29 protein-coding genes are annotated in these 23869 nt (G+C 42.1%); 17 read left to right on the forward strand and 12 right to left on the reverse strand.

The window, feature by feature from the left end; translation table 11 throughout:
- Positions 1 to 40: 40 nt before the first annotated feature.
- From ACE3JL_RS04535 to ACE3JL_RS04555, 5 genes are all read left to right on the forward strand, one after another.
- Positions 41 to 250, forward strand: a complete 210-nt coding sequence (locus ACE3JL_RS04535) for a DUF2281 domain-containing protein (RefSeq protein WP_271988263.1) — start codon at positions 41 to 43, stop codon at positions 248 to 250.
- Positions 235 to 657, forward strand: a complete 423-nt coding sequence (locus tag ACE3JL_RS04540; protein ID WP_288141622.1) for a PIN domain-containing protein — start codon at positions 235 to 237, stop codon at positions 655 to 657. Before ACE3JL_RS04535 ends, ACE3JL_RS04540 begins: the two co-directional genes overlap by 16 nt.
- A gap of 236 nt (positions 658 to 893) precedes the next feature.
- On the forward strand, positions 894 to 1118 hold the full coding sequence (locus ACE3JL_RS04545; protein ID WP_002746763.1) for a hypothetical protein: 225 nt from the start codon (positions 894 to 896) through the stop codon (positions 1116 to 1118).
- Positions 1111 to 1482, forward strand: a complete 372-nt coding sequence (locus tag ACE3JL_RS04550; protein ID WP_271989587.1) for a type II toxin-antitoxin system PemK/MazF family toxin — start codon at positions 1111 to 1113, stop codon at positions 1480 to 1482. Before ACE3JL_RS04545 ends, ACE3JL_RS04550 begins: the two co-directional genes overlap by 8 nt.
- Positions 1483 to 1750: 268 nt before the next feature.
- Entirely contained in the window at positions 1751 to 1888 is a 138-nt protein-coding gene (locus tag ACE3JL_RS04555; RefSeq protein WP_271989588.1) for a hypothetical protein, read from the forward strand.
- 163 nt (positions 1889 to 2051) lie between these two features.
- Here the strand turns inward: ACE3JL_RS04555 and ACE3JL_RS04560 are convergent, their stop codons facing one another.
- Positions 2052 to 2369, reverse strand: a complete 318-nt coding sequence (locus ACE3JL_RS04560; protein ID WP_375328938.1) for a KGG domain-containing protein — start codon at positions 2367 to 2369, stop codon at positions 2052 to 2054.
- A gap of 404 nt (positions 2370 to 2773) precedes the next feature.
- Entirely contained in the window at positions 2774 to 5020 is a 2247-nt protein-coding gene (locus tag ACE3JL_RS04565; protein WP_375328939.1) for an IMS domain-containing protein, read from the reverse strand.
- 247 nt (positions 5021 to 5267) lie between these two features.
- On the opposite strand from ACE3JL_RS04565, the gene pdhA reads away from it, so the two are divergent.
- The 5 genes from pdhA (at position 5268) to ACE3JL_RS04590 (ending at position 11946) form a co-directional block, all read left to right on the forward strand.
- Positions 5268 to 6302 carry a pyruvate dehydrogenase (acetyl-transferring) E1 component subunit alpha gene (gene pdhA / locus ACE3JL_RS04570; RefSeq protein ID WP_002749403.1) on the forward strand — a complete coding sequence of 345 codons (1035 nt, stop codon included), beginning with the start codon at positions 5268 to 5270 and terminating at the stop codon, positions 6300 to 6302.
- Between the two features lie 222 nt (positions 6303 to 6524).
- Entirely contained in the window at positions 6525 to 7307 is a 783-nt protein-coding gene (locus ACE3JL_RS04575; RefSeq protein WP_271989593.1) for a hypothetical protein, read from the forward strand.
- Positions 7308 to 7626: 319 nt separating this feature from the next.
- Positions 7627 to 8565: a glycosyltransferase family 2 protein gene (locus ACE3JL_RS04580; RefSeq protein WP_271989595.1), complete on the forward strand. Its 939-nt coding sequence runs from the start codon at positions 7627 to 7629 to the stop codon at positions 8563 to 8565.
- Between the two features lie 60 nt (positions 8566 to 8625).
- Complete coding sequence (locus tag ACE3JL_RS04585; protein ID WP_375328940.1) at positions 8626 to 10227, forward strand: glycosyltransferase family 39 protein; 1602 nt, start codon at positions 8626 to 8628, stop codon at positions 10225 to 10227.
- Positions 10228 to 11079: 852 nt separating this feature from the next.
- Positions 11080 to 11946, forward strand: a complete 867-nt coding sequence (locus tag ACE3JL_RS04590) for an IS5 family transposase (RefSeq protein WP_375328941.1) — start codon at positions 11080 to 11082, stop codon at positions 11944 to 11946.
- An 86-nt stretch (positions 11947 to 12032) separates the two neighbouring features.
- Here the strand turns inward: ACE3JL_RS04590 and ACE3JL_RS04595 are convergent, their stop codons facing one another.
- Together ACE3JL_RS04595 and ACE3JL_RS04600 are read right to left on the reverse strand one after the other, a co-directional pair.
- A complete protein-coding gene (locus ACE3JL_RS04595) occupies positions 12033 to 13247 on the reverse strand; it encodes an ISL3 family transposase (RefSeq protein WP_375328942.1) in 1215 nt (404 codons plus the stop codon).
- A gap of 363 nt (positions 13248 to 13610) precedes the next feature.
- Positions 13611 to 13853: a DUF2283 domain-containing protein gene (locus ACE3JL_RS04600; protein WP_002775710.1), complete on the reverse strand. Its 243-nt coding sequence runs from the start codon at positions 13851 to 13853 to the stop codon at positions 13611 to 13613.
- A gap of 376 nt (positions 13854 to 14229) precedes the next feature.
- Between ACE3JL_RS04600 and ACE3JL_RS04605 the strand changes: the two genes are divergently transcribed.
- The 5 genes from ACE3JL_RS04605 to ACE3JL_RS04625 all read left to right on the forward strand — a co-directional run bounded on the left by ACE3JL_RS04605 (position 14230) and on the right by ACE3JL_RS04625 (position 15433).
- Positions 14230 to 14370 carry a hypothetical protein gene (locus ACE3JL_RS04605; RefSeq protein WP_174236776.1) on the forward strand — a complete coding sequence of 47 codons (141 nt, stop codon included), beginning with the start codon at positions 14230 to 14232 and terminating at the stop codon, positions 14368 to 14370.
- A gap of 67 nt (positions 14371 to 14437) precedes the next feature.
- Positions 14438 to 14671 (forward strand): hypothetical protein, encoded by a 234-nt coding sequence (locus ACE3JL_RS04610; RefSeq protein ID WP_002755783.1) that lies wholly within the window; start codon positions 14438 to 14440, stop codon positions 14669 to 14671.
- Entirely contained in the window at positions 14661 to 15077 is a 417-nt protein-coding gene (locus ACE3JL_RS04615; protein ID WP_002792614.1) for a type II toxin-antitoxin system VapC family toxin, read from the forward strand. The genes ACE3JL_RS04610 and ACE3JL_RS04615 overlap by 11 nt, the downstream gene beginning before the upstream one ends.
- A gap of 87 nt (positions 15078 to 15164) precedes the next feature.
- The gene (locus tag ACE3JL_RS04620) at positions 15165 to 15287 is read left to right on the forward strand and encodes a hypothetical protein (protein ID WP_375328943.1); all 123 of its coding nucleotides are present in this window, start codon (positions 15165 to 15167) and stop codon (positions 15285 to 15287) included.
- Positions 15284 to 15433: a hypothetical protein gene (locus ACE3JL_RS04625; RefSeq protein WP_375328944.1), complete on the forward strand. Its 150-nt coding sequence runs from the start codon at positions 15284 to 15286 to the stop codon at positions 15431 to 15433. The genes ACE3JL_RS04620 and ACE3JL_RS04625 overlap by 4 nt, the downstream gene beginning before the upstream one ends.
- A gap of 34 nt (positions 15434 to 15467) precedes the next feature.
- Here ACE3JL_RS04625 and ACE3JL_RS04630 read toward each other — a convergent pair whose 3' ends face one another.
- The 4 genes from ACE3JL_RS04630 to ACE3JL_RS04645 form a co-directional block, all read right to left on the reverse strand.
- Positions 15468 to 15752 (reverse strand): hypothetical protein, encoded by a 285-nt coding sequence (locus ACE3JL_RS04630; RefSeq protein WP_004163554.1) that lies wholly within the window; start codon positions 15750 to 15752, stop codon positions 15468 to 15470.
- A gap of 187 nt (positions 15753 to 15939) precedes the next feature.
- On the reverse strand, positions 15940 to 16224 hold the full coding sequence (locus ACE3JL_RS04635; protein WP_271937633.1) for a DUF1214 domain-containing protein: 285 nt from the start codon (positions 16222 to 16224) through the stop codon (positions 15940 to 15942).
- Positions 16225 to 16440: 216 nt separating this feature from the next.
- On the reverse strand, positions 16441 to 16779 hold the full coding sequence (locus ACE3JL_RS04640) for a DUF2442 domain-containing protein (RefSeq protein WP_002737024.1): 339 nt from the start codon (positions 16777 to 16779) through the stop codon (positions 16441 to 16443).
- The gene (locus ACE3JL_RS04645) at positions 16733 to 16990 is read right to left on the reverse strand and encodes a DUF4160 domain-containing protein (RefSeq protein ID WP_002792623.1); all 258 of its coding nucleotides are present in this window, start codon (positions 16988 to 16990) and stop codon (positions 16733 to 16735) included. Before ACE3JL_RS04645 ends, ACE3JL_RS04640 begins: the two co-directional genes overlap by 47 nt.
- Before the next feature lie 215 nt (positions 16991 to 17205).
- Here ACE3JL_RS04645 and ACE3JL_RS04650 point away from each other — a divergent pair, with 215 nt between their 5' ends.
- Positions 17206 to 17439 carry a hypothetical protein gene (locus tag ACE3JL_RS04650; RefSeq protein ID WP_016514908.1) on the forward strand — a complete coding sequence of 78 codons (234 nt, stop codon included), beginning with the start codon at positions 17206 to 17208 and terminating at the stop codon, positions 17437 to 17439.
- A gap of 25 nt (positions 17440 to 17464) precedes the next feature.
- Here the strand turns inward: ACE3JL_RS04650 and ACE3JL_RS04655 are convergent, their stop codons facing one another.
- The 4 genes from ACE3JL_RS04655 to ACE3JL_RS04670 all read right to left on the reverse strand — a co-directional run bounded on the left by ACE3JL_RS04655 (position 17465) and on the right by ACE3JL_RS04670 (position 19616).
- Positions 17465 to 17686 (reverse strand): type II toxin-antitoxin system HicB family antitoxin, encoded by a 222-nt coding sequence (locus ACE3JL_RS04655; protein ID WP_002744564.1) that lies wholly within the window; start codon positions 17684 to 17686, stop codon positions 17465 to 17467.
- Positions 17687 to 17688: 2 nt separating this feature from the next.
- Positions 17689 to 17916, reverse strand: a complete 228-nt coding sequence (locus ACE3JL_RS04660) for a type II toxin-antitoxin system HicA family toxin (RefSeq protein WP_072926196.1) — start codon at positions 17914 to 17916, stop codon at positions 17689 to 17691.
- A gap of 64 nt (positions 17917 to 17980) precedes the next feature.
- Positions 17981 to 18676, reverse strand: coding sequence for a metal ABC transporter ATP-binding protein (locus ACE3JL_RS04665; RefSeq protein WP_375328945.1), 696 nt, complete (start codon positions 18674 to 18676; stop codon positions 17981 to 17983).
- Between the two features lie 10 nt (positions 18677 to 18686).
- Positions 18687 to 19616: a metal ABC transporter solute-binding protein, Zn/Mn family gene (locus tag ACE3JL_RS04670; RefSeq protein WP_271990528.1), complete on the reverse strand. Its 930-nt coding sequence runs from the start codon at positions 19614 to 19616 to the stop codon at positions 18687 to 18689.
- Between the two features lie 485 nt (positions 19617 to 20101).
- Between ACE3JL_RS04670 and mfd the strand changes: the two genes are divergently transcribed.
- Positions 20102 to 23611, forward strand: coding sequence for a transcription-repair coupling factor (gene mfd, locus ACE3JL_RS04675; protein ID WP_375328946.1), 3510 nt, complete (start codon positions 20102 to 20104; stop codon positions 23609 to 23611).
- The last annotated feature ends 258 nt before the right edge of the window (positions 23612 to 23869 follow it).

The following is a 23869-nucleotide window of genomic DNA, read 5'->3' on the forward strand; positions in this document are numbered from 1 at the left end:
TAGTTATCAACTACTACAAAAAGTTGAATTGGTAAAATACATGAGTACATCAGCAAAATCACTAGAAGAACTGGTGAGACAATTATCGCCCCAGTTAAAGGTTGAAGTACAAACGTTTGTAGAGTCACTTTTAAGTAAATCTAACCAACCCATAAGACCCAAACTCCGTCAAGACTGGGCAGGGATGCTTAAAACCGATTACACATCAATTGAGTTACAGCATCTTGCAGTTGAATGGAGAAATGGCTAGTGTTTCTTCTGGATACGAATATTTGGCTAGAACGTTTATTAGGACAAGGACAGGCGGAGGTTGTTGCGGAGCTACTTGATACGCTCTCACCCTCTGATATGTGTATGACTGATTTTACTTTACATTCTATCGGGGTGATCTGTAATCGGCTGAATCAAAGAGACGTTTTTATCAAATTTGTGGATGACGTTTTGATTGATGCTGGTGTTGTACTGATCGGTGTTCCTGCTAACCAAATGAAGAGAGTCGTAGAAATAATGGATCTCTTTCGCTTGGATTTTGATGATGCTTACCAATATGTTGCTGCCGAGCTTGAAAAAGCTACTATTGTGAGTTTTGATCAAGATTTTGACAGGACAGAGCAAAGACGTTTGACTCCTATGCAAGTGCTTAAAATTAGAAATTAATTGCTTGCTCCCGTCAGTCATTGCCGTAGGGTGCGTTCCCTAATGTAAGTCCTACTGCTCCACTAATAGATTTTGGGGAACGCACCATGTACGATACCGAAGGCATTGGGTAGCACCCCTAGATGTCGTTAGGCATTCAATCTACTTACAGATCAGAGGCAGGCATTGACAATTAATGTAGGATTAGTTAGTATGATGATCTAATCCTACCAAGCTGTCGTAAACAGTTTATGGCAATGAGTAAGAAAGTTAGCATAACCTTAGATGACGAAGTTTTGGAATTTGTAGATCGACTAGCAAGCAATCGTAGCAGCTTCATAAATGACGTTCTCTGGCAAGAGAAGAGAAGGGTTTTTATGAAAGAGCTAGAAGACGCTTATAAAGATCAGGCCAATGATCCAGAGATGCAAGCAGAAATCTCTGTCTGGGATATTGCAGTGGGCGACGGTCTAAATGCCTAATGGAAGACTAACCTACAAGCGAGGAGAGATCTGGTGGATCGATCTGAAACCCGTTGTTGGTTGTGAAACCGATAAAGAACGTCCTTGCCTGATTTTACAAAACGATATTGGCAATCAAAATGGAACAACGACAGTAGTTGCTCCATTGTTGCCCGGGAAAAGGACTTATCCTTTTGTTGTCAATATTACCCCGACAGTGCCGAATGGACTAGACGGAGATCGATACATCAACTTAAGTCAAATGAGGGCTGTAGATTCTCAAAGAATTAAGAATAAACAGGGTGTTTTAGAAGACGTTTATTGGGAAGAAATAGAGAAAGCAATATGTATTGAGCTCGGTTTCAGCAAATCCCTATCGCCGTAGAGTGCGTTCCCTAAGGTGGCTCCTACTGCTCCAGCGATTAATTTTGGGGAACGCACCATGCACATTGATTGAAGCTGTGGGTTAAAGTGCGATGTGGGCTAATCTGGCTAACACGCTTTTGGGCGTGATATAGGGAAAAGTTCTGGCGATTGCGCCTAAATGGGGTGATATACCGAAAGTTGACCCATATCGTTAGTCTGGAGAGTGTTATACGAAAAGTTTACCTATGTCGTTACTCTCAGGAGTGTTATTAGGAGTATGGAGAACCATGAGACTTGAAAATGTAACCGATACCACTATCCTATCTATCGATCAGATAAAACAAGACCGAGAATTAGCTCGTCAAATTCAAGAGATACTTGTTTATCGATTCTTTTTATTAGAACCACCTGTTGATGAAAATTAGCGTTCTGAAACTTTGCCGAAATGGGATGTGACGGTTCTGCCCTCCTAGCTGGCATCTTATTTTTACGCAAGTCCCTATTGGGGATGGGGAAATGGGGAAATGGGGAATTTAACTAAAACCCCAACACCCCAAAACCCTCTCAGTCCCAGAAAAAGTCAAGAAGTCAACTATTTGCTTCCGAGTTGCCAAAATCTGAGAAATTTTCAGCCATAGACTCGTCAACTGGGGAATTTTCCCCAGAGTTTAGGTTTTTGCGACTGCCTTTGTGGGAATTTTTACCCCCTTCCCGTCCAATAGCTGCCATGTGGGCGCGATCTCGGCTAACTACTTCACCGCCTTTTCGTCCCGCTTCGCGAGCTTCTTCGGAGGTAAATTCGTGGGCTGTACCTTTTTGATGAGCAGCTTTACCACCTTTACTAGCGATTTCCCTTTGTTTAGCTTGATCCATAGAGGCAAAACCGCGTTTACTCTTACCTGTCATAATATCCCTCCTGTGTGAATGCTGATTTTAAAAGTTCTTAAAGACTTATGCGAGATTTTTAAAACATCACAATCATGGTCTTGTGGGTGGGCAAAACATTGAGATTGCCCCGCTTTTTTCCTCTAAGAACTATAGATCCCTACCTACGATTATAACTCATTAGCTTGACTTCTAGGGAACCAATTACAGCAATCAAAGAGCAGATTTTATGTTAAAAAATATTAAGGGAATCGGGCATTTATCAGTCTAAAGATATAGAAGTTATCTCAATAGTGAGGTACAAAGTTTTCGTTTGGGGGAGTCAGTCCTCAGTTATCAGTTTTTTTCTCCTCTGCTCCCATCTCCCCACTTCCCAATTCATAATTCATAATTCCCACGTTTTTTGGGGATTCAATCGCGAAAAATCAGGGTAAAACTTGGGTTTTTTCGATCAACCATTTATCTCCTCGCCGTACCAAATCATAGCGCACCTTCAAGGACTCATTATAGGAACGCTCGACAATTTCCTTGCTATTATGGAAATACATGGCCTTTTCGTTGACTATCGCTTCCACTGTCGCTAAATTAGGATTTTTCGGATTATTAGTGACCGATCGCACATCCACTTGATGATCGTAGCGCCAATAGTTATTTCCCTGTAAAGCCGCCGCCCGTTTTTGCCAAATTTCCAAAGCTGAACCCGTTAAAACTTCTTTCAATGGCTCTTTTTGGTGTTCACTGCCAAAAGCGGCCGATTTTGCCTCTAACCAAGCTTGAATCGTCTCCTTGGCCGTTTCCTTGTCTAAGGGAGTCCTTTCCATCACCTCCGCGTTAGCCGAAGGAATTTCTAGTATAGGAGTATTTAAAGAAATCGGTAACTGTTCCCCTTGCAGGGCTGCCAAAGGAGATTGACTATCGACAATTGCCTTTATCCCCAGGGCTAAGACTGCGAGCGTTCCCACTAATCCTACCCCCAATATTGCCACTCGATCGAGTCGTAGTTTTCTGCGGGCCGGTCGTCTCCGTTTCGGTGGGACTAGGGCAGTTTTTAGCGTTTCTGGGGCTGCCTGCTGGGAGTTACCCGCTGCCAGGGGACGGGAGCGACTAGGACGACGACGGGGGGGATTAAGTGCCGGTTGACGATAGGCTGCTGTCACCACTACACTGCCCTGAGTATAGGGGGTAAGAGTTTCCTCCTGAGCAGTGGCTCTCAGGGCAGGTAAAGCAGAGCTTGTCCGCTCACCGTTAACTCTAGCTAAAGACGGTTTTTGGGGACGAGAGTGGGAAGAAGAATAAGCAGATTCCCTCATCGGTGTCGCTCCTAGCACTGGGTTTAAATGGGTGGGGGGGGTGTGGGTTTTGAGAACAGTTACCTCCGATTCTAAAGGTTCGCTAACCTTTTCTCGGACCGACACGGGAACCTTTTCGTCAGGAAAACCTGACAATTCTTCTAAATAATTTTGTACCTCTTCCTCGGCAAAATACTCTTTGAGTGAGGCTTTCCGCTCAACTAAATCACTAAAATGGCAGAAAACTTCTGTTTGTAACCAACGCTCACCGTAACGACATAACCCGGGTAAGAGATCGGGAGATTGCCCCGATTGTTCCTTAATATAATTTAATATTTCTTGCTCTTGACTTTTTTCTAAAATTGTGCCTGCTTGTTCGGTTTGACCGAGCAGTAGGGCGCAGATTGATCGCTCGAGGGAGACATCCTGATGTTTTTGTAATTGCTGCAGGCGATCGCTGGCTGCCACAATAGCGGCGGGTTGTTTTTGGGCGAAACCGCGGGCAATCAAGGCATAAACCAGCAGATAATTACCCACCGCCGAGGGGCGTTCTGCCTCTTTTGCCCAGATTTTCTCCTGTTCGGCCTGAGTTAAATAAACCCGTAACTGTTGAATAAAGCGTAAAAAATTATCCACCCCCAACCCAGAGCGATCGTCGCCCTGGCCATCAATGCCGCCGCGAGCGGCCAACATCTCCTCCAAGAGATTTAAGCCGCGCTGACGGGCAAGACCGGGGTTTTTTTCTTGGGATAACAATTCCAGAACCCGGTAGGGACGCAAGCGATCGCAATCATGACGAATCTCGCTGGCCACTTGTGGGAACATTTGTTCTTGTTCTAACCAAGTCAGGGCCTTGGCTGCGGTGCTGGCCGCCTGTTCATAATTTTTATCCTGCCAATATTCCCGACTTAATTCCCCGTAGGCCAAAGCCAAGGTTAAGATCATGTCTGGACGAGTAGTTGGCTCTAAATCTAGATAAGTTTCGGCCAAACGAATCACTAACTCGTATTCTCCCAACTCTTGCAGGATGAGCAAAGCTCCCACTAGATCGGCGGGGGCAATGGTAATCTGGGGAGTGGGATATTCTGCGGAAGTCGCAGCCACCTCCCCATCCTGAGAATCGAGGTTTTCGGTGCTGCTTTCTGGGTTGAGAAGCAGGGGATTGGGAGCGAAAAATTGGGCATCGTAATCACGACGGCGATCTGAATCACTTAACACTTGGTAAGCTTCATCTAACAAGTGCTGACGGGCAACGATCGCTGTTTGACTGTATTCTTGACGCGGCAATTGCCGTCCCCGATCGGCGTGGGCCAAATCAATCTGCTCGGCACTCACCTGAAAAGGGATTCCCAATATCCTGTAGTAGTCGAGAGGAATTCGCACGGTTAGCTGTACCTCAACTCTGGAGAGTCCTTAGTGAATTAAATGATGTAAGTGAGAGCGGAGCGAGTAAAATAACAAGATACCATCTTATCCTAGCCAATCTCTGACTGACTAAGATTAGATTTGAGAGAGAAAATACTAAGAACCCCTTGGTTTAAGACCAAAAAATTCACTGCCAGAATTCTCGAAAAATCTACCGCTTCCTCTCCCCTTGCCTTTTTGTTGTCTAAATGATACTACAGACCCTATGATTTCCGAACGTACTTTACCAACCTTTAATCCTGCTTCCATCATTATCACCAAAGCTGAAGGTCTTCGCCTATACGAGGATATGGTTTTGGGGCGGATGTTTGAAGATAAATGCGCCGAAATGTATTATCGGGGCAAAATGTTCGGTTTTGTCCATCTCTACAACGGTCAGGAAGCCATATCTAGCGGTATTGTTAAAGCCTTGCGTCAGGGAGAAGATTACGTTTCTAGCACCTATCGCGATCACGTCCACGCCCTCAGTGCCGGAGTTCCCGCTAAGGAGGTAATGGCGGAGTTATTTGGCAAAGCTACCGGTTGTAGTAAAGGACGGGGCGGCTCCATGCATATGTTTTCCGCCGAACATAAGCTTTTAGGGGGTTACGCTTTCGTGGCCGAGGGGATTCCCGTCGCTACTGGGGCGGCTTTTCAGAGTAAATACCGTCGCGAGGCCATGGGTGATGCCAGTGCCGATCAGGTAACGGTTTGTTTCTTTGGGGATGGGGCGAGCAATAATGGCCAGTTTTTTGAGTGTCTGAATATGGCCGCCCTCTGGAAGTTGCCGATTATCTATGTGGTGGAAAATAATAAGTGGGCGATCGGGATGGCCCACGATCGAGCCACTTCTCAACCGGAAATCTATAAAAAAGCCAGTGTTTTTAGTATGGTCGGTGTGGAAGTGGACGGTATGGATGTGGTCGCCGTTCATGCCGCCGCCAGAGAAGCCGTGGCCCGCGCCCGCGCCGGTGAGGGGCCGACTTTGATTGAGGCCTTAACCTATCGTTTCCGGGGTCACTCTCTGGCAGATCCCGACGAGTTACGCAGTGCTGACGAGAAACAATTCTGGGGCGAAAGAGATCCGATCACTCGCTTTGCCGCCTACCTCTACGAGCGAGATCTGGCCACGAGAGAAGAATTAAAAGAAATCGAGGAGAAAATTCAAGCTGAAATCGAGGCAGCGGTGAAATTTGCCGAATCTAGCCCCGAACCCGATCCCAGTGAACTAACTCGCTTTATTTTCGCAGAAGACGAGTAATTTCAGTGATCAGTTACCAGTTATTCAGAGTTGAGTTTTCAGTAATCAGTGATCACTGTTTATTGATCACTGATTACTGACGACTGATCACTGATTACTTAGGGTATTCTATGAGGGGGAGCAGAAAAATCCCGCCTCGAAGATGGCTGTCGTCAAAAAAATTTGTAAAAAACAGTTGCGCTCTTGTATAATTCGCTAAAATCCAGAGAAATAGCTTTTGCCATGGCGACTACAGAAGCATTGAACCCCAGTCAGTTCGCATTCTTAACCAACCTCACCGCTGATCGTTCAAGTTCACCCAACCCTCAACAAGAAATGGACAAAGTTATCATTCTCGTTAATGCCGAAGCTCAAGCCAGTGGTCAGATGTCTCGGCTATCGCCCGTTACCGAAAAGATGGTGATTGCCTTAAAAAATGCGGTTCCTAAATCCTTGGCGGTGGAGGTGACGGGAACAGCTTCTTTGTGGTCAAAAATGGAGTCGGGTAAAACCGCCCAAAATAATTTAATCTGGTGTCCCTTAACAATTCAATTGCCCAATTGGGTGAATTTTCCGGGTAAAAAAGTTTATCAAGCTTGTCGGGATATCGAAGAAAGACGCGCTTGGGTTGCCCATACCCTGCACTATAAAACCAGTCAGGGAGATTCTTCTTTTGGAGATCTTTGGTTGCCGATCACGGTGACATCTAAGGGTTTAGAATACGGTGAGGTCATCGGAGAGGGTATGATCCCTAATGCCTACAGTCAACCGATTAGTCTGGAAAGAGAGATTCTTAAGTCTTTACATCGGCTGGCAGCGCAATTACTGGATAATTTACAGGCTCCTGCTTCTGTTTATTTGCTACAGTTTCGTCTGGCTCATCGAGAAGTGGTTTTTGATCGTCTCTGGCCTTTTCCCGCCGCACCTGCGATCGCTTCCCTGCGCGGTCAACAGACGGATCTCTATGCAGCCTACTGGAATTGTTTACGTAGGCAAGCAATGGTCGATCATTCCTTGGCAATTTAATCCCATAGCGGAAGAAAACTGTCTAACTTTGGCCATAACAGCGATCGATCCCTAAACTATCTAAAGTTAAATCACTGACGGTGTTAGTGATGGCAAATTCACTGTAAAAACTTTTGGGGGGATGTAAGACCAAAAGCTGGGCGTGAGTCCGTCTTAAGGCAATCCCCTGGAAAACAGGAAGCTCTCAAAGGAGTTGAGAGTAGTTCATAGGAACTGTCTAGCAGGAATCTATTAAGTTGACAAAAGGAATACTTTGACGGAATATTTAGCGTAGCGGCCGCCATCAAAACACTGCTTTCGTCCGTTCAACCTCTCGAAAATGCTGAAATATTCGCTAATTATCCCGATTTATAACGAGGAAGAAACCATTCTGGAACTCTATCGCCGTGTCAGTGATGTCATGGATAGTTTAGACGATTCTGTGGAATTGATTCTGATTAATGATGGTAGTCGCGACCGCTCCTTAAATTTAATGCGGGAACTACAGGCAAGAGATGCTAGGGTCTGTTACATTAGCTTGGCTCGTAACTTTGGCCATCAAGCAGCAGTGACGGCAGGACTCAATTTCGCTAGGGGTCAAGTTATTGTTGTCCTCGATGCCGACTTGCAGGATCCACCGGAATTGATTCCCAAAATGATTGAGTCTTGGCAAGCAGGTTATCATGTGGTTTACGCCCAGAGAACAAAACGGAAAAAAGAAAGTTGGTTTAAACGCCTAACTGCCTACGTTTTCTATAGATTGCTGCGACAATTAGCCGACGTGGATATTCCTGCGGATACGGGGGATTTTTGTCTGATGGATCGTCAGGTGGTGGAGGTCTTAAATTCTATGCCAGAACGGAATCGTTATATTCGCGGTTTGCGCGCTTGGATTGGTTTCCGACAAACTGCTGTTAAATTTGAGCGGGATCCCCGGTTTGCTGGGGAAGTTAAGTACACTTTTAAAAAATCCCTAGCTTTAGCGATTAATAGCTTGGTGTCTTTTTCTAAGATTCCCCTGCGTCTTTCCACTTATTTAGGCTTATTTTCTGCTTTAATTGCCCTATTGATGGCTTTACTGGTTCTCTACTGGCGACTGCATCAACCCGAATCTCCCGTTACTGGTTTAGCTACTATCTTGATCGCTGTGTTTTTCTTAGGTTCGGTACAATTGATCAGTATTGGCATATTAGGGGAATACATTGGGCGAATTTACGAAGAAGTTAAAGGCAGACCCGCTTATACGATCGCTGAGATCGCTGGGTTGGAAATCAATTAAACCTTTCCAACAACTATCGATTAATTCTTGTCGATTGATGACCTACGGATAGATAAACTTATGATCGACCCAAAAAAATATTTACCCTATCAATCAGCCGCTAATTTCGGCAAGTTTTTGATTATTGCTATTTTATTAATCGGAATTGGCCTAAGATTTTTCAATTTAGAGCAAAAAGTCTATAGTGCCGATGAAGTTAGACGTATTATGCGTTTTTCGGGATACACGACTCAAGAGCTGCGAGAGCAGGCTTTCAACGGTCAAATTATTGGCAGGAAAGACCTACAATATTTTCAACATCCTCATCCCGAACGCTCTTTATCCGACGCCTTGCGCTCTCTGACGAGCAATCCAGAACATCCACCCCTATACAATTTGTTAGCGCGCTTCTGGATGCAGTTAATCCCCATCGAACATTCCGCCAGAACTTTCTCGATTTTCTTAAGCATCCTAGCCATTCCCTGTCTTTATTGGCTATCCCTAGAATTGTTCAATTCTTCGCTAACGGCCTGGATTACAATCGCTTTATTCGCTGTTTCTCCGGTTCGGATACTTTCGGCACAAAACGCAACCCAATATAGTTGCTGGACAGTGACAATTCTTTTATCAGGAATTGCCCTTTTACGAGCAATCCGTAAAAATACGCTTAAAAGTTGGCTCTGGTATAGCCTGAGTTTAGCCTTGACTTTTTATACTCATTTATTTTCTGCTCCCGTCGCCATCGCCCAAGCTTTATATGTGATTCTTCTAGAGAGATTGAAAATTACAAGAACAGTTGTTAGCTATGTATTGGCAGCCGTTGGCAGCTTAGTTTTATTTAGCCCTTGGCTATTCGTGATTTTTACCAACCTAGACAAAATTGATCGCAACACCCAATACTATCGACAGTTTAAGACTAATATCATCCAAATATCTAAAACCTTATTTCGTCATACTGGTCATGTATTTGTAAATTTCTTTCACCTCAAAGGAAGATTAGAGTCGGCTTTACATTTATTAATATTATTGTTAGTGGTTTATTCTCTTTACCATCTGATCCGATACGCATCGCCGAAAGTTTGGTTATTCCTCATAACTTTGATTGTTGTTCCGACACTGTTTCAAATTGTACCTGATTTATTAAAACCATCGATCCGCTCCCTACAGGCAAGATATTATCTACCGGTTTTTTTGGGAATACAGATGGCTATATCCTACCTGATTGCCAGTTGTATCGGCTCAAAGTCGCCAAAAAATTGGCTGCACTATTTAGGACAACAAATCTTGCTAATTTTCCTGCTACTAGGTATAGTATCTAGTGTATTTCTGGGTTTAAATCCTGAGGCGGGTTTAGACGATCAACGAGGTACAGGCAGTGGAGCTAATCTAAAAATCGCCCCTGTTTTAAACTCCATGACCAAGCCGATAGTTATTAGCGATAGTACCCCTAGTTTCTTTTTGGCATTATCCTATTTAGTTAATGATCGAGTTAAGTTTCAATTATTTCAGGATAGCGATGTGGAATCCTGGCGACAAAAACTCAATCTCAAGGAATTAGCCCAAAACTACAGTAATATCGTCGTGGCACATCCCGAAGAAGATTTTGTTAACTTTTTAAATGAGCAGTACCCAATTCGTACAGAAAAATTAGCAGAGCAGCTAATAGAAATTAAACTCGAATAGCGGAGGAAAACTGTCTAACTTTGCCCACAACAGCGATCGATTCCTAAACTATCTAACCTACATTCTGCACTTCGGTTTGTAACACAAAAAGTTACAAACAAAGGAAAAGACTAACTGATTATAAATACTCAGAAGTTTCTCGACCAAAACGTGGGATATTCAGGATAGGCAAAAGACTTCGACGGTGAGACTTCGGGGTGAGCTTTTGTCGGCTCTTTTGGATTTGGTGGGCAACATGTATTCTAAGATACAGTCCTGTTGGCGAGGGAGTGAAATGAACCACAGAGACACAGAGGACACAAAGATCGATCGTAATATAAGTTAAACTGATCACACAGAACCCAGAAAAGCCCCTCCAGAGGACAATACATCACCCCAGAAAGATATAGAGAACAACTGGCACTACAAATAGGAAGATTTTATGCTCACAATAGCGATAATCCAGGCTGCCATATTTCCCATCTCCTAAAACTGCTTAAGCCAGAACTCAACCCCAGGGAGCAGGAGTAAATTTAATCGCATTATTTGACCTTAAAAAAGAGGGTTCGCAGGTAGGTACGAATTGCCACTCTATATAAGTACCTAAGCAAAATTAATTACACATATCTAACCCCCTCTTGCCTTTTGCCTCTTGCCTTTTGCCTATCTTTACTAGGAAATTAATTTTGCACGACTACTTATAATTATCTGTCAAGAGCGGGGATTTGTCAAAGTTTTTTTTATTGAGATTTTGTTAATCATCTCGAATACCGTGCATCATGGATTAGTAAACGCTCCGAAAGATTGGCAATAGATCTCTTGCATAAGTCTAGACAAAATAGGATAAAATAGTCCAAGAGTTAAGATTGAAAGATGACTTACGAACAAGTAAAAACTTTAAAGCCAACAGAGTTCAAACGCTTGTGTGGCGTGTATCCAGATACATTTAAGGATATGGTAACAGTCCTAAAGGCAGAAAAAGTTTGGCAAAAAAAGACAGGTAGACCGAGCAAATTGAGTACAGAAGACCAACTACTAATAACATTAGAGTATTGGCGAGAATATCGCACCTATTTTCATCTGGGAAATAGCTGGGGTATTAACGAATCAACGGCGTATAGAATTGTTAGGAAAGTAGAGAATATTCTCATCAAATCAGGTCTGTTTAATCTACCTGGAAAAAAAGCCCTATTAGAAAGTAATAGTGAAATAGAAGTAATAGTGGTGGATGTGTCAGAACATGAGATAGAAAGACCCAAAAAAAAACAGAAATCATACTATAGTGGCAAGCAGGGATACCACACATTAAAGTCGCAAGTCGTTGCCGATCTCGCGCAGCGAGCGCGTTGCGACCAAAAAAGCGAGCAGGTAATCTGTGTCCGTTGTGAGAAAGGAAGAGTCCATGATTTTCGACTGGGTCAAGAGAGCAAAATAGGGTTAAATAAGGAAATAGAAATATTAGGGGACAAAGGCTATCAAGGGATTCAGAAAATCCATCAAAACAGTCAGATTCCTCATAAAAAAAAGAAAAAAGAAAAACTAAGTAAAGAGCAAAAAAAAGCCAATCGTCAGTTATCACAACGGCGCATAGTTATAGAACATATTCATCGTCGTCTCAAAATATTTCGGATACTTTCATCAAGATACAGAAATCGCAGACGGCGATTTGGTCTGAGATTGAATTTGATTGCTGGTATCTACAATTACGAACTTCGTTACCGAGAAAAATATATATCTTGATTACTTTTGCAAGAGATCTAATATTCCAGTTTTCACCGTTAGGTTGAAGAAGGAATTTATGGCTCTTCGTTACCCTTTATGCTAAATCAACAGACAAGATGCCAAGATAACATACTTCTAACCCAAAAATTCCGAAAGTTTCTAAAGCCATAGGCTCTCCGTTTTATTAGTTTAAGTTTATTGTTGATTCCCTCGACCACCCCATTTGTTGTCCTTTGCTCGAAATAACTAATTATTTCTCCAAACCAGTTTCGGATTGTTTGACAACTCTTAGTAAAAACACTGGAGGATTTTGCCAACCATTCCGAGATGGATAGCATTCCCTCTGTCGGATTCTCTGAGGTTTCATAAATCTTTCTAAATTCTTCCTTTAACTCGTGCATCTTTTTCAAATTTGGGAAATTTTCTTTGATAGCTTCTAGTTTGATTTTTTGAGTTTCCGTTAAATCTTTTTCATTTTTTAACAAGCTATATTTACTTCGCTTTAAAACTTCTAGCTTCGCTTCTTTTTCCGCTTTCTGTTTTTTATTTTTCTGCGCTTCTACGGCTCTTTTTTCTGCTTTTCTTTGTTCGTCTAACTCTTGATTAATTTGTTTCATTACATGGAATCTATCGGCGACTACCTCGGCCGATGGCATCAATTCTTTCACCAAATTTTTATAGGGCAACCAAAGGTCTATGCTGACTTCTTCAATTTGCTCTAACACCTCTTTTCCCCACCCTGTAAGCGTTTCCCTCAACTCCTCTTGTGTTCGCTTCTCTAGAATAGCTATTAGTTTTCCCGTATCTAAATTTACTAAAACCGCACAGTAATTTTTTTGTCCTTTGACTAGAGCGATTTCATCAATTCCTAGTCTTTTTAATTTCGATAGGTCTGTCTCTGTAATTTCTTCAGCTATGTCCTCTATCATTCTTTGAATCTCTTCTTCCGTTACGTCATTTCTTCGGCTAACATTTAAAATATCTCCTGATTTTAATTGTTCGAGTATATTCTCGGCTAGTCTTTTCGTATAGGTTCGTTTCTTGCCGACAAAATCTAACTCTTCGCTAAAGGGTTTCTGACAATTACCGCACTTAAATTGACGACGATTAACTTGTAGGTACACTGGTTGTCCTGAGATTGGTAAATCTTTGACTAAATGTCGATGATTTTGGTGGAGTTTATCGCTCTCTAACCCACAACGAGGACAGATTGCTTTTTGATTTTTCGATTCGATTTGGAAAACTATACCGATATTTTCTAGGTGTAGATAGCCTTGAATAGAGGTTCCTTCTAGGTTCAAAAATTTGTCAAGTATCATAAGTAAAATACTCTGGTTTTTGGCTATTATATCAAATCTTAACTCGATTGTCTATCTTTTTGTATTAACCAGTTTATGCCTTAAACCTTTTCCTGTATGGGTTTCAGCTATTTTTGGGCGTAGGCTCTCTCATCGAATTTTATTTTAAGTTAATTATTTGCATAACAGTTACCGAAGAGCCGAATTTATGATCAGATGTGGGGAGCTTCAGAAAAGCTGATCTTTGATAGTGATATTGGTATGGAATAAAATGTAGAAGTGAAACCCAAAAAATTAAGGTAAGAAATAAAGGAAGTGTTGGGTTTTGTCACCTCAACCCAACCTACAAGATCAGCGATCGCACTACAGGATCAGCGATCACCTTTATCGAGAAGAAATAGCTACCTGCACATTCGGAGAAAAATTCTCGATTTTTCGAGAAGCATTAAGAATTTCAATCCCGATTACATTACCTGCTTGATCATAGTCAAGAATAACCCCCGGACTGATTGCCTCACTTTCTTCTACGGGTGTGTCATGCCAGGTAATTGTTAAAACGTCAACTTCAGCATCATATTTAGCTTTCATTTGATAGCTGCCTATATTTTCTAAGTTTACTGGTAACATATAGTGTAACAATTTTTTGAGGCTCAACTAAGTCATTAATGTAAATTCTCAGAAGATAAGTTTTATTGTTAATGGCGACAAACGTACCTTGATAAACTTTGAGTCCATCTTCTTCTAAAATTTGCTCAGGATAATTGAGGATGTCCTGCAATATTTTTAAAGAGATTTGGCGTTGAATAATTTTTTCTTCGGCATGGTGACTTAAAATAAAGTTCACGAGGATTTCGGGTTCTTCGGTTTGTCTTATACAATGGACGGGGTTATAAGGAATGAAACCTTTATAGAGACAGACATTGCCGCAATTTTTGTCAATTGTTGGCGATATGGAGCGAACTAATCAATTAAATCTCTTGCCAGATAAGGATTGAGTCGATTTATGCCCCCCTATCGAACCATACCAAGTCCCGAAGAGCCACCTACAAGATCGCTTCTCCTCCTCATCAAAAAGCGATCGCCCTTTGCGTTCCTATCCCAAGCGGCAGCTTTAAAGTTTAACCAACAAGATGACAGCGAATAACAATCAATTTGGTGTGTTACATTTATAATATAGATATTTCAAGTAAAAATCATTTCACCAACAGATCATGCTTAATTCTATTAACGCATTATTTGACGGAAAGGTCTTTCATCCAGAGCAACCCGTTACATTGAAGGCTAATACTCGTGTCCGCATTATTGTTGATAACTTATCGGATGAAAATAATGAACTCACTTCTTTTTTAGAGACAGCAGAATCATTACAACTAGACGGCCCCTCTGATTGGTCAGAAAATCTAGATAAATATTTATATGGTGAAGAAAAAGAGCATGAACCCTGAGAAATTTCTCGATACAAGTTATGCGATCGCTTTATCTTCATCTACGGACGATTATCATCATAAAGCACTTGCCATTGCCCAACAATTAAAAACTTCAAAAACACCTTTAGTTACAACCAGAGCCATTATTTTAGAGATTGGCAATGCTTTATCTAAACAAAAATATCGCTCTAAGTCAATTAAATTATTGTCCTCATTAGAAAAGGACAGAACAGTGACAGTTATTCCCTTATCGGAAATTCTTTATCAAAAAGCTTTTCAACTATATTGTCAAAGAAACGATAAAAATTGGGGAATTGTTGACTGTATTTCCTTTATTGTAATGGAAGAGCGTAGAATAACGGAAGCATTAACAACGGATATTCATTTTCAGCAAGCTGGTTTTCGAGCTTTGTTGAGAGATTAATCTCAGGACAGGCGATCGCCCCTTCTCCTCCCAAAAAAAAACGATCGCCTCTCCCCATCATCAAAAAACGATCGCATTACAAGATCGGTGATTGCGCTCCTCCCAAAAATGATCGCCGCTCCTTCTCAAAAAACGATCGCCCCTTCTCATCCCAAAAAAGCAATCGCCCCTCCCCATCATCAAAAAACGATCGCATTACAAGATCGGTGATTGCGCTCCTCCCAAAAATGATCGCCGCTCCTTCTCAAAAAACGATCGCCTTTTCTCATCCCCAAAAAGCGATCACACTCATCCCCAAAAAGCAACCGCATTCCCAAACAGCGATCGCCCTCTCAATTAAAAGCAGGTTAAGTTAAACAAAGTGCAACACAACCTAACTAGAGATCGCAATTATTCCTTGTACTCTATTGTAAGTTTATAACTGCTTTTTCCTTTTTGTCCCAGTGTTATATTTACGTTTTCACTGGTTTCTAAACCTTTTAAATCAATACCTTGAACTATTTCGCTGTTTAATTCTATCTCAAATTTTTTCACATTATTCTCTCTTCCTGCTCTAATGATAGTTGCAATATTTTGAGCATCATCACTGGTAAGAGATACTGGCTGGGAAAAAATTCTTACAATTCCTACTGCTGCACGTATAGCAAGATACTCAAGTACTATTAGCAATGTCATAAAAGTTATAAATAGACTTATTCTGTAGTGCGATCACCGATTTTGTAACTAGGGTTAACGAATACAACCCGATGATAACATCATTGTCGAGTTACTGCAATCATTCTCTCTGACAAAGTTTGATCGCCAAATTTTATCACCTCAACCCAAGCAACAGATCGGCGATCCAGCCATATTCTGGATAGGACTACTTCAATAACTCGATTTCCCCTGGTCGCCAAGTCTTATCAAACCAAGGCTCAAGCAGGCCATAAAGTCGAAGAATCGTGTTCCAACCCGTTTCAGGAATCGTCTGCACCCAATTATTTTCCTTACCCGCAGGCGGTTTCGGCCCGAAATAGATATCCACAGAGCCATCGGCATTAACCAAAAGTCCCTTTGTCTGACTACCGACACTGGGAAACTGTTGATCCGTCTGAACCTGCGATCGCGTCTGGTTACTGTCAAGAATCACTGACCAGAATAGTAGCACGCTAGGATGTTTTAGCGTAACGCAGAATAATTACAAATTCATCATGATTAAAAGCAAAAAAGCCCGTTAAGTAGCTATTTTTTAAGTCAAGACGGCAATTAGCGATCGCGCCTCCTGATCAAAAAGCGATCACACCATGAGAAGAAAACCTGATCGCACTAAAGTCCAAAATAATCGCAAATCAGATAATTATTGTTAAGAAAACAATTTGGTTTGTTACATTTCATTAGCGTACCCTACAGGATCACCGACCATACTAACTGGTTGCTTGTCGAGAGCAATTTCAAATAAAAATTCAGGGGCAAAGTCTGCTCCGTTTGGCCATTCTATTGTCCGACTATTGACATATACTTTTTGAAATAAACTCTTATCTTTTAAGGGTTCAAAGATTTCTCCATACAATTCTTGTTCTAAATCTACAATCCCTTCTATTCCATTATTAAAGGTTAGCTTTAATTGATACTTATCCAGATATTCCACACAGATAACATGAAGAAATAGCTCCTTTTTAGGGAAGGGGATCGATTCTGTTAAGAGGTTTTCTTTGACGCGCATTTTCCCAGTTCTCCAATAGTTCAGATTGGTGTAGATCAAGCCACTCCCATATTAAATTTAGTCCTCTTTTGGGCATTTGACCACAAACTTCACCTGTGTGAATCATTATAACCGCTTCATAATCTTGATACTCGGCATGGATATGAGGCGGATTGTGATCGTTATAGTTCATGGTGATTTTTATTCCATAGAAGCTTGATAGAGTGGGCATGAGTAAGAATAGTAATCAAGGTTGCTTTCTAAAAGTTTTCCCCCTATTGTAAGCGATCGCCCCTCCTTCTCAAAAAACGATCGCCTCTTCTCATCCCCAAAAATGATCGCCCTTTCTCATCCCCAAAAAGCGACCACACGATGAAAAGAGATTAATTTGTCTAAAAATTTGCTAGACTGGGGGCAATAAAGGCTTATTTTAAAGGTGGTAAGTCAATGTGGTGGCAAAGTTCTCGATTAGACCGTATTGAAGCCAATATGGAGCGTATTGATGGAAGAATAGAACGTCTGGCGGAAATCAGTGAAGCAACGAATCGGCGTATTGATCGGTTTGTGGAGGCTACTGCTCAACAAATGGAAGACTCTAAGGCTCGTATTGACCAACTGCAAAAAGGGATGGAACAGCTTCAGCGTGCAGTTGGCTATTTTTTAAGTCAAGACGGCAATTAGTGATCGCAATTCCCCCAAAAATGCTCTATACAGTGCTTAATGCTTTGATTTTCGCTATCTCTGTTTCTAAGTTGGGAAGTTTTTGATTATATTTTTGGGCTGTTTCTAACCATAAATCTTTTACCATCAGTAATTCTTGTAGGGTTTCTTCTAAGGTTTCACCCTGAGCCAAACAGCCAGATAGTGCTGGAATTTCAGCGACAAAACCGCCTTCTTCACAGGGATAAATAATAATTGGATAATTCATCTTTAGTTATCTCCGATGATTTCAAGGACTCGACGAATATAAACAGATTTTACTTTTTTATTATGAACAGGTATGACCAAAATAATATCATTTCTTTTAAAAATGTGATGGCTACCTGTAATTCTATCAAGGGAAAACCCTTCTAATTCTAGCAGTTGACAAACATCGTTGAATCTTGCGTTATTAGGACTATTCTTGAGTAGTTCTAGTAGTTTATCCCTTTTAGACACGAGTGAATGCCATTCAACAATGAGCTTGAGCAAAAATCCATTTTAACCCAAAGGGAGAAAACTTTTAACAATACACTTGTTCTAACATAGCGGTAGTGAGAGATTTTTGGCCGTGATAATAGAGACGACGATTGAGACAACCGATCGATTTAACATAGGTAGATAGGGTTCCCAGATCATGGGAAATAATTAAAATGGTCATCCACTCATTCAATTCTTGCAACAGGGAAAAAATACTAGCACGCATTTGGGGATCGACACTGGCAGTGGGTTCATCTAAAATCAAGAGACGGGGTTCTACTGCTAAAGCGCGAGCGATATAAACCCGTTGGCGCTGTCCCCCCGAAAGTTCAGCAATCGATCTTTTTTTCAACGCTAACATTCCCACACTATCTAAAGCTTTATCTACCCTTATCTCATCTTTTTTACTATAGCCTTGCCAGAGTTTTTTGCTGCTCAATCTCCCCATTTTCACCACCTCACCCACAGTAATGGGAAATGAGCGATCGCATTCAACAAACTGCGGCACATAACCGACTAATTCCCGACCTTTTTCGACACTTTGCCCCAAAATACTGACTTCTCCCCGCCAAGGTTTAATTAATCCCAGTAAAACCTTAAGTAGGGTGGTTTTTCCTCCTCCATTCGGGCCGATAATTCCTAGAAAATCCAGTTCTTGAATAGTTAAATTAATATCTTCGAGGATGGGTTCCTGTTCGTAGCCAGCCCAGAGATTACTAATGGTAATGATCGTTGACATATACAAGCAATTACTGATTTAAAACTGTGGCCATTTTTTGGGAAACTTGTCGCAGGTTTTCACTCCAATTTTCAGCAAAGGCACTGATAGGGATTACCTGTCCCCCAATTTCCCTCGCAATAGTTTCGGCACTTTTCTGGCTAAATTCTGGTTGAGTAAAAATAACTTTAATATTCTCTTTTTTTGCCTGTTTGATTAGTTGACTCAACTGGGCAGCACTGGGTTCATTACCGTCGATTTCGATTGCAATCATCTCTAAACCGTAATCTTGGGCAAAATAGCCCCATTCAGGATGAAATACCATAAACTTTTTGTTTTTAATCCCTGCCAAGTTTTGCCGAATTTCTTGATCTAATGCGTCTAACTCCTGACTGAATTTTTCCAAGTTAGCCCGATAGATAGCTTCCTGACTGGGATCGAGTTGTGCTAGGGTTTGATAAATAGTCTCTGCTTGTGCTTTGACTCGTTTTGGGGATAACCAAATATGGGGATCTAGGGTGTTTTTTCCGGCTTGATGTTTTTCTTCCTTGCTGTGATCATGATCATGATCGTGATTATGTTCTGCTGTCAAAGGGATTTTATCTACCCCTTGACTGGTATCGACGATTAACATCTGTTGGTTAACACTGTTTAAGCGATCTTTCCAGGCATCTTCTAAGGATACACCAATTTTAAAGTAGGCTTGCGATCGGGCTGTGGTTTTTAATTGTTCGGGTTTTGGTTCATAGGTGTGGGGATCTGTCCCGGGTTGAATCATGGCATTAACACTGACTCTATCACCGCCGATGCGTTTGACGAAATATTCCTGCGGTACGATACTGACTGTCACCTGTAAGGGTGTCTTTGCTTCCTCTTCCTTGACCGAGGAATCGCTACAAGCTGTTAAGCTGGCTATAGTCAGGGTTAAAGCGATCGCTGTTAACTGGAAATTTTTACCCATCGGAGTTAACTGAGTCTGATTATGATTCTCATCTTATCACATTCGGTGAGAATCGTTATCATTCTGAAAATATCTCCGTATAGATGAACTGATTTTGCTGGCAATTAAAAAATTTTCTCTTGCCAACCAACGCTTGACATGATATTATATAAATAATGGAAAATCCGTGCGCCTGCGACCCCCCTCTGGTCAAGTCAAATAAAGCCCAAAAAAATTAACCCCAAAAAGTAGTCGCTGAACTGAAAACTCACAACTGATAAGTAGGGAGGCACAATTATTTGTAGGATGGGTTAGCGGTAGCGTAACCCATGCGGGCGTTGGGTTTCATGCTTCAACCCAACCTACGTTCTGATAACTGATACTCGTTAGGACTGCACCACAGTTGGGAGCAGGGAGAGGAAACCTGAGCATTTGTACTAAAACTCCCAAGAGACAGTTTAAATTCAGGAGAGCTTAACTAAAAACCGAGCGCCGATCACTAAAAAATGACTTTTGCCTCCGTTATTCGCAACATTGAAAAATCGCCCTTAACTGCCGAACTTATCCAAAAACTGGAGAAAAACGGCAATTTAACCCTAACTGGCCTTGCCCGCTTACCGAAAGGATTAATAAGCACAGCTTTCGCCCGTTGTCAAGGAAAAAATCTGGTAATTATTTGTGTCAATCTAGAAGAAGCGGCACGTTGGGCGGCACAATTAGAAGCGATGACGTGGAAAGGTGTTTTCTTTTATCCCACCTCGGAAGCTTGCCCCTACGAGACATTTAATCGGGAATCCGAGATGATTTGGGGACAGATGCAGGTATTATCGACCCTTCGACGTAGCTCAGGGCAAACCCTAATCAGTCATCAAGATGCCGGAATTGCGATCGTTACCACCGAAAAGGCCCTGCAGCCCCATTTACCCCCTAGAGAGGTTTTCGAGCAATATAGCGATAATTTTGCGGTAGGAAGGGTTATAGAAGCCAAAAACCTCGATCTAACCCTAGCTAGATTAGGATATGAAAGGGTTCCACTGGTAGAAACCGAAGGGCAATGGAGTCGTCGTGGCGATATCGTTGATATTTTCCCAGTTTCGGCCGAATTACCAGTCAGGTTAGAATTTTTCGGCGATGAATTGGAAAAATTGCGAGAATTTGACCCCGCAACCCAAAGATCGCTGGATTCTATCCCCAATCTGCTTCTTACTCCCACTAGCTTTGCGGCAATGATTGCCCCTTCTCTTCCCCCCACAGTGGCCGATTATCTGGGGGCCGAAGATCGAGAAAAATTGGCTAATGGCATTTATCCAGAGGGAATTGAGCGATTTTTAGGCTTGGCATTCCCTCAACCTGCCTCTTTATTGGATTATCTCTCTGAAAATACCCTTATTGCCTTTGATGAACTGGAAAGCTGTCAAGCTAGAAGCGATCGCTGGATAGAATATATTGGGGAACGCTGGCAAGAGATAGAACCAGCTTTACCGCAAATTCACCGTTCTTTTGGCGAATCTCTGCAAATATCGGTCAAATTTCCCCATCTCTACCTCTCGGAAATAGACGATCACCTGTCCGAAAATCGCCTTAATCTCTCCAGTCGTCCGATTCCCACCAATCCGGGGCAATTCGCCAAACTAGCGGAAATTTTACGGGGAAAAAGAGAGATTTATAGCGGTATTAAACTAAATAAGTACGCTACATGGTTAATATCTGCCCAACCCTCCCGCACAGTCTCGTTATTACAGGAACACGACTGCCCGGCCCAATTTATCCCCAATCCCCTCGATTTTGGGGCGATCGAGCGCTTAATAATTCAAAACACCGCTACAGCCCTAAAATACTCAGGATTAGCTGAATTAGAAGGTTTTATCCTCCCCACCTATCGCATAGTCGTCGTTAGCGATCGAGAGTTCTTCGGACAACATCTTTTAAATACTGCTGGTTACGTCCGCAAACGTCGGCAAGCAGCCTCGGTACAGGTGGATGTGAATAAACTCCGTCCCCTCGATTTTGTAGTACATAAACACCATGGCATCGGACAGTTTATCAAACTAGAAAAGCAAGAAAGCACAATTAGCGGAGTAGTGCAAGGTCGAGATTATCTAGTTATTAAGTATGCCGATGGATTATTGCGGGTTCCTGCCGATTCTCTCGATAATCTCTCCCGTTATCGTCATACAGGTAGTCAAGAACCCGAATTACATAAAATCTCTGGCAAAGCGTGGGAAGCGACGAAAGCCCGCGTTAGGAAGTCGGTTAAGAAGTTAGCGGTTGATTTAATCAATATTTACGCCCAACGCGCCCAAAAATCGGGTTTTGCCTATCCGATGGATAATCCCTGGCAGCGGGAGTTAGAGGATTCTTTTCCCTACCAACCCACTGCGGATCAACTGAAAGCGATACAGGATGTGAAACGGGATTTAGAAAGCGATCGCCCGATGGATCGTTTAGTCTGTGGGGATGTGGGTTTTGGTAAGACAGAAGTGGCCATTCGTGCTATTTTTAAAGCTGTCACCACGGGTCATAAACAGGTGGCTTTATTAGCACCAACAACGATTTTAACCCAACAACATTATCACACCCTGAAGGAACGTTTTGCTCCCTATCCCATCAACGTGGGTTTATTAAATCGTTTTCGCACCAATTCCGAGAAAAAAGATATCGTCCAGCGCTTGAAAACGGGGGAATTGGATATAGTGGTGGGGACGCAGTTGTTATTGAGTAAAGCGGTGGAGTTTAGGGATTTGGGGTTATTGGTAATTGATGAAGAACAGCGTTTTGGGGTTAATCAAAAGGAGAAAATTAAGGCTTTTAAGAGTAATATTGATGTATTAACCTTGAGTGCGACACCGATTCCCCGGACTCTTTATATGTCCCTTTCTGGGGTGCGAGAAATGAGTTTAATTACCACACCTCCCCCCTCTCGTCGTCCCATCCAAACCCACCTTTCTAGTTATAATTCTGATGCGATTAGAACGGCAATTCGCAATGAATTGGATCGGGGGGGACAGATTTTTTATGTAGTACCCAGAATCGAGGGAATTGAAGAAAAAGCGGCAGCCATTCAAGGGATGATTCCGGGTGCTAGAATTTCCATTGGTCATGGTCGTATGGATGAGGCTGAATTAGAGACCACCATGTTAGCTTTTAATAATGGGGAAGCGGATATCTTAGTTTGTACGACTATTGTGGAGTCGGGGTTAGATATTCCCAGAGTTAACACAATTATCATTGAAGATGCCCAAAAGTTCGGTTTAGCGCAACTCTATCAACTACGGGGACGGGTGGGGCGATCGGGAGTACAAGCGCACGCTTGGTTACTTTATCCAGCTAAGGGAGAACTAACAGAAACCGCTCGGGAAAGATTAAAGGCAATTCAAGAATTTACCCAGTTAGGATCGGGGTATCAATTAGCGACTAGGGATCTGGAAATTCGCGGCGCCGGTAACTTATTGGGTGCGGAACAATCGGGACAAATGGAAGCGATCGGTTTTGATCTATATATGGAAATGTTACAGGAAGCTTTGCGGGAAATTCAAGGTCAAGAAATTCCGCAAGTGGAGGATACCCAAATCGATCTGAAATTGACGGCATTTATTCCTAATGATTATATATCCGATCCGGAACAGAAAATGGATGTCTATCGGGCGATCGCTACTGCCAATTCTCAGAAAACTTTAGGAGAAATTGCTGCGGATTTAGTGGATAGATACGGGGCAATTCCTTCCCCAGTGGCACAATTATTTAAGGTAATCGAGTTAAAACATCTGGCTAAATCCCTCGGTTTTTCGCGCATTAAACCCGATGGAAAACAGCATATTATCCTAGAAACTCCCATGGAAGAACCAGCGTGGAAATTATTACAAGAACACCTACCCCAACATATACAATCACGCTTTGTTTATAGTCCCAAACAGGTAACGGTTAGGGGTTTAGGAACGCTAAAACCGCAACAGCAGTTAGATAGTTTATTGGAGTGGTTAGCTAAGTGTAAAGATGGTTTACCGACGAGGAATTAGACTAAATCCTGTTGAAAAAGTATAGGAGAGTGGGAATTATAAATTATAAATTATGAAGTGGGGAGCGGGTTCTTCTGGTTTCTGTGTGGAAACGGGGTCTATACTGATAGTTTCTTCAGCAAAATAGTCCTAAAAGTCTTTCTAGGTAAATATTTCACGATTCTATAAGCAAAAATTATCACACAAAGTCGAGAAGAGCCTGGAGTGGGAATTATAAATTATAAATTATGAAGTGGGGAGCAGGGGAGAAGATAATCG

Origin of the sequence: Microcystis sp. BLCC-F210, from assembly GCF_042134685.1 — a bacterium.
Lineage (GTDB): Bacteria > Cyanobacteriota > Cyanobacteriia > Cyanobacteriales > Microcystaceae > Microcystis > Microcystis aeruginosa_D.

Bases quoted from the DNA above. Each gene is read 5' to 3' on its own strand.
- ACE3JL_RS04535 (WP_271988263.1), top strand. From the start codon at position 41: ATGAGTACATCAGCAAAATCACTAGAAGAACTGGTGAGACAATTATCG.
- ACE3JL_RS04540 (WP_288141622.1), top strand. From the start codon at position 235: ATGGAGAAATGGCTAGTGTTTCTTCTGGATACGAATATTTGGCTAGAA.
- ACE3JL_RS04545 (WP_002746763.1), top strand. From the start codon at position 894: ATGAGTAAGAAAGTTAGCATAACCTTAGATGACGAAGTTTTGGAATTT.
- ACE3JL_RS04550 (WP_271989587.1), top strand. From the start codon at position 1,111: ATGCCTAATGGAAGACTAACCTACAAGCGAGGAGAGATCTGGTGGATC.
- ACE3JL_RS04555 (WP_271989588.1), top strand. From the start codon at position 1,751: ATGAGACTTGAAAATGTAACCGATACCACTATCCTATCTATCGATCAG.
- ACE3JL_RS04560 (WP_375328938.1), bottom strand. From the start codon at position 2,369: ATGACAGGTAAGAGTAAACGCGGTTTTGCCTCTATGGATCAAGCTAAA.
- pdhA (WP_002749403.1), top strand. From the start codon at position 5,268: ATGATTTCCGAACGTACTTTACCAACCTTTAATCCTGCTTCCATCATT.
- ACE3JL_RS04575 (WP_271989593.1), top strand. From the start codon at position 6,525: ATGGCGACTACAGAAGCATTGAACCCCAGTCAGTTCGCATTCTTAACC.
- ACE3JL_RS04580 (WP_271989595.1), top strand. From the start codon at position 7,627: ATGCTGAAATATTCGCTAATTATCCCGATTTATAACGAGGAAGAAACC.
- ACE3JL_RS04585 (WP_375328940.1), top strand. From the start codon at position 8,626: ATGATCGACCCAAAAAAATATTTACCCTATCAATCAGCCGCTAATTTC.
- ACE3JL_RS04590 (WP_375328941.1), top strand. From the start codon at position 11,080: ATGACTTACGAACAAGTAAAAACTTTAAAGCCAACAGAGTTCAAACGC.
- ACE3JL_RS04595 (WP_375328942.1), bottom strand. From the start codon at position 13,247: ATGATACTTGACAAATTTTTGAACCTAGAAGGAACCTCTATTCAAGGC.
- ACE3JL_RS04600 (WP_002775710.1), bottom strand. From the start codon at position 13,853: ATGTTACCAGTAAACTTAGAAAATATAGGCAGCTATCAAATGAAAGCT.
- ACE3JL_RS04605 (WP_174236776.1), top strand. From the start codon at position 14,230: ATGCCCCCCTATCGAACCATACCAAGTCCCGAAGAGCCACCTACAAGA.
- ACE3JL_RS04610 (WP_002755783.1), top strand. From the start codon at position 14,438: ATGCTTAATTCTATTAACGCATTATTTGACGGAAAGGTCTTTCATCCA.
- ACE3JL_RS04615 (WP_002792614.1), top strand. From the start codon at position 14,661: ATGAACCCTGAGAAATTTCTCGATACAAGTTATGCGATCGCTTTATCT.
- ACE3JL_RS04630 (WP_004163554.1), bottom strand. From the start codon at position 15,752: ATGACATTGCTAATAGTACTTGAGTATCTTGCTATACGTGCAGCAGTA.
- ACE3JL_RS04640 (WP_002737024.1), bottom strand. From the start codon at position 16,779: ATGCGCGTCAAAGAAAACCTCTTAACAGAATCGATCCCCTTCCCTAAA.
- ACE3JL_RS04645 (WP_002792623.1), bottom strand. From the start codon at position 16,990: ATGCCCACTCTATCAAGCTTCTATGGAATAAAAATCACCATGAACTAT.
- ACE3JL_RS04650 (WP_016514908.1), top strand. From the start codon at position 17,206: ATGTGGTGGCAAAGTTCTCGATTAGACCGTATTGAAGCCAATATGGAG.
- ACE3JL_RS04655 (WP_002744564.1), bottom strand. From the start codon at position 17,686: ATGAATTATCCAATTATTATTTATCCCTGTGAAGAAGGCGGTTTTGTC.
- ACE3JL_RS04665 (WP_375328945.1), bottom strand. From the start codon at position 18,676: ATGTCAACGATCATTACCATTAGTAATCTCTGGGCTGGCTACGAACAG.
- ACE3JL_RS04670 (WP_271990528.1), bottom strand. From the start codon at position 19,616: ATGGGTAAAAATTTCCAGTTAACAGCGATCGCTTTAACCCTGACTATA.
- mfd (WP_375328946.1), top strand. From the start codon at position 20,102: ATGACTTTTGCCTCCGTTATTCGCAACATTGAAAAATCGCCCTTAACT.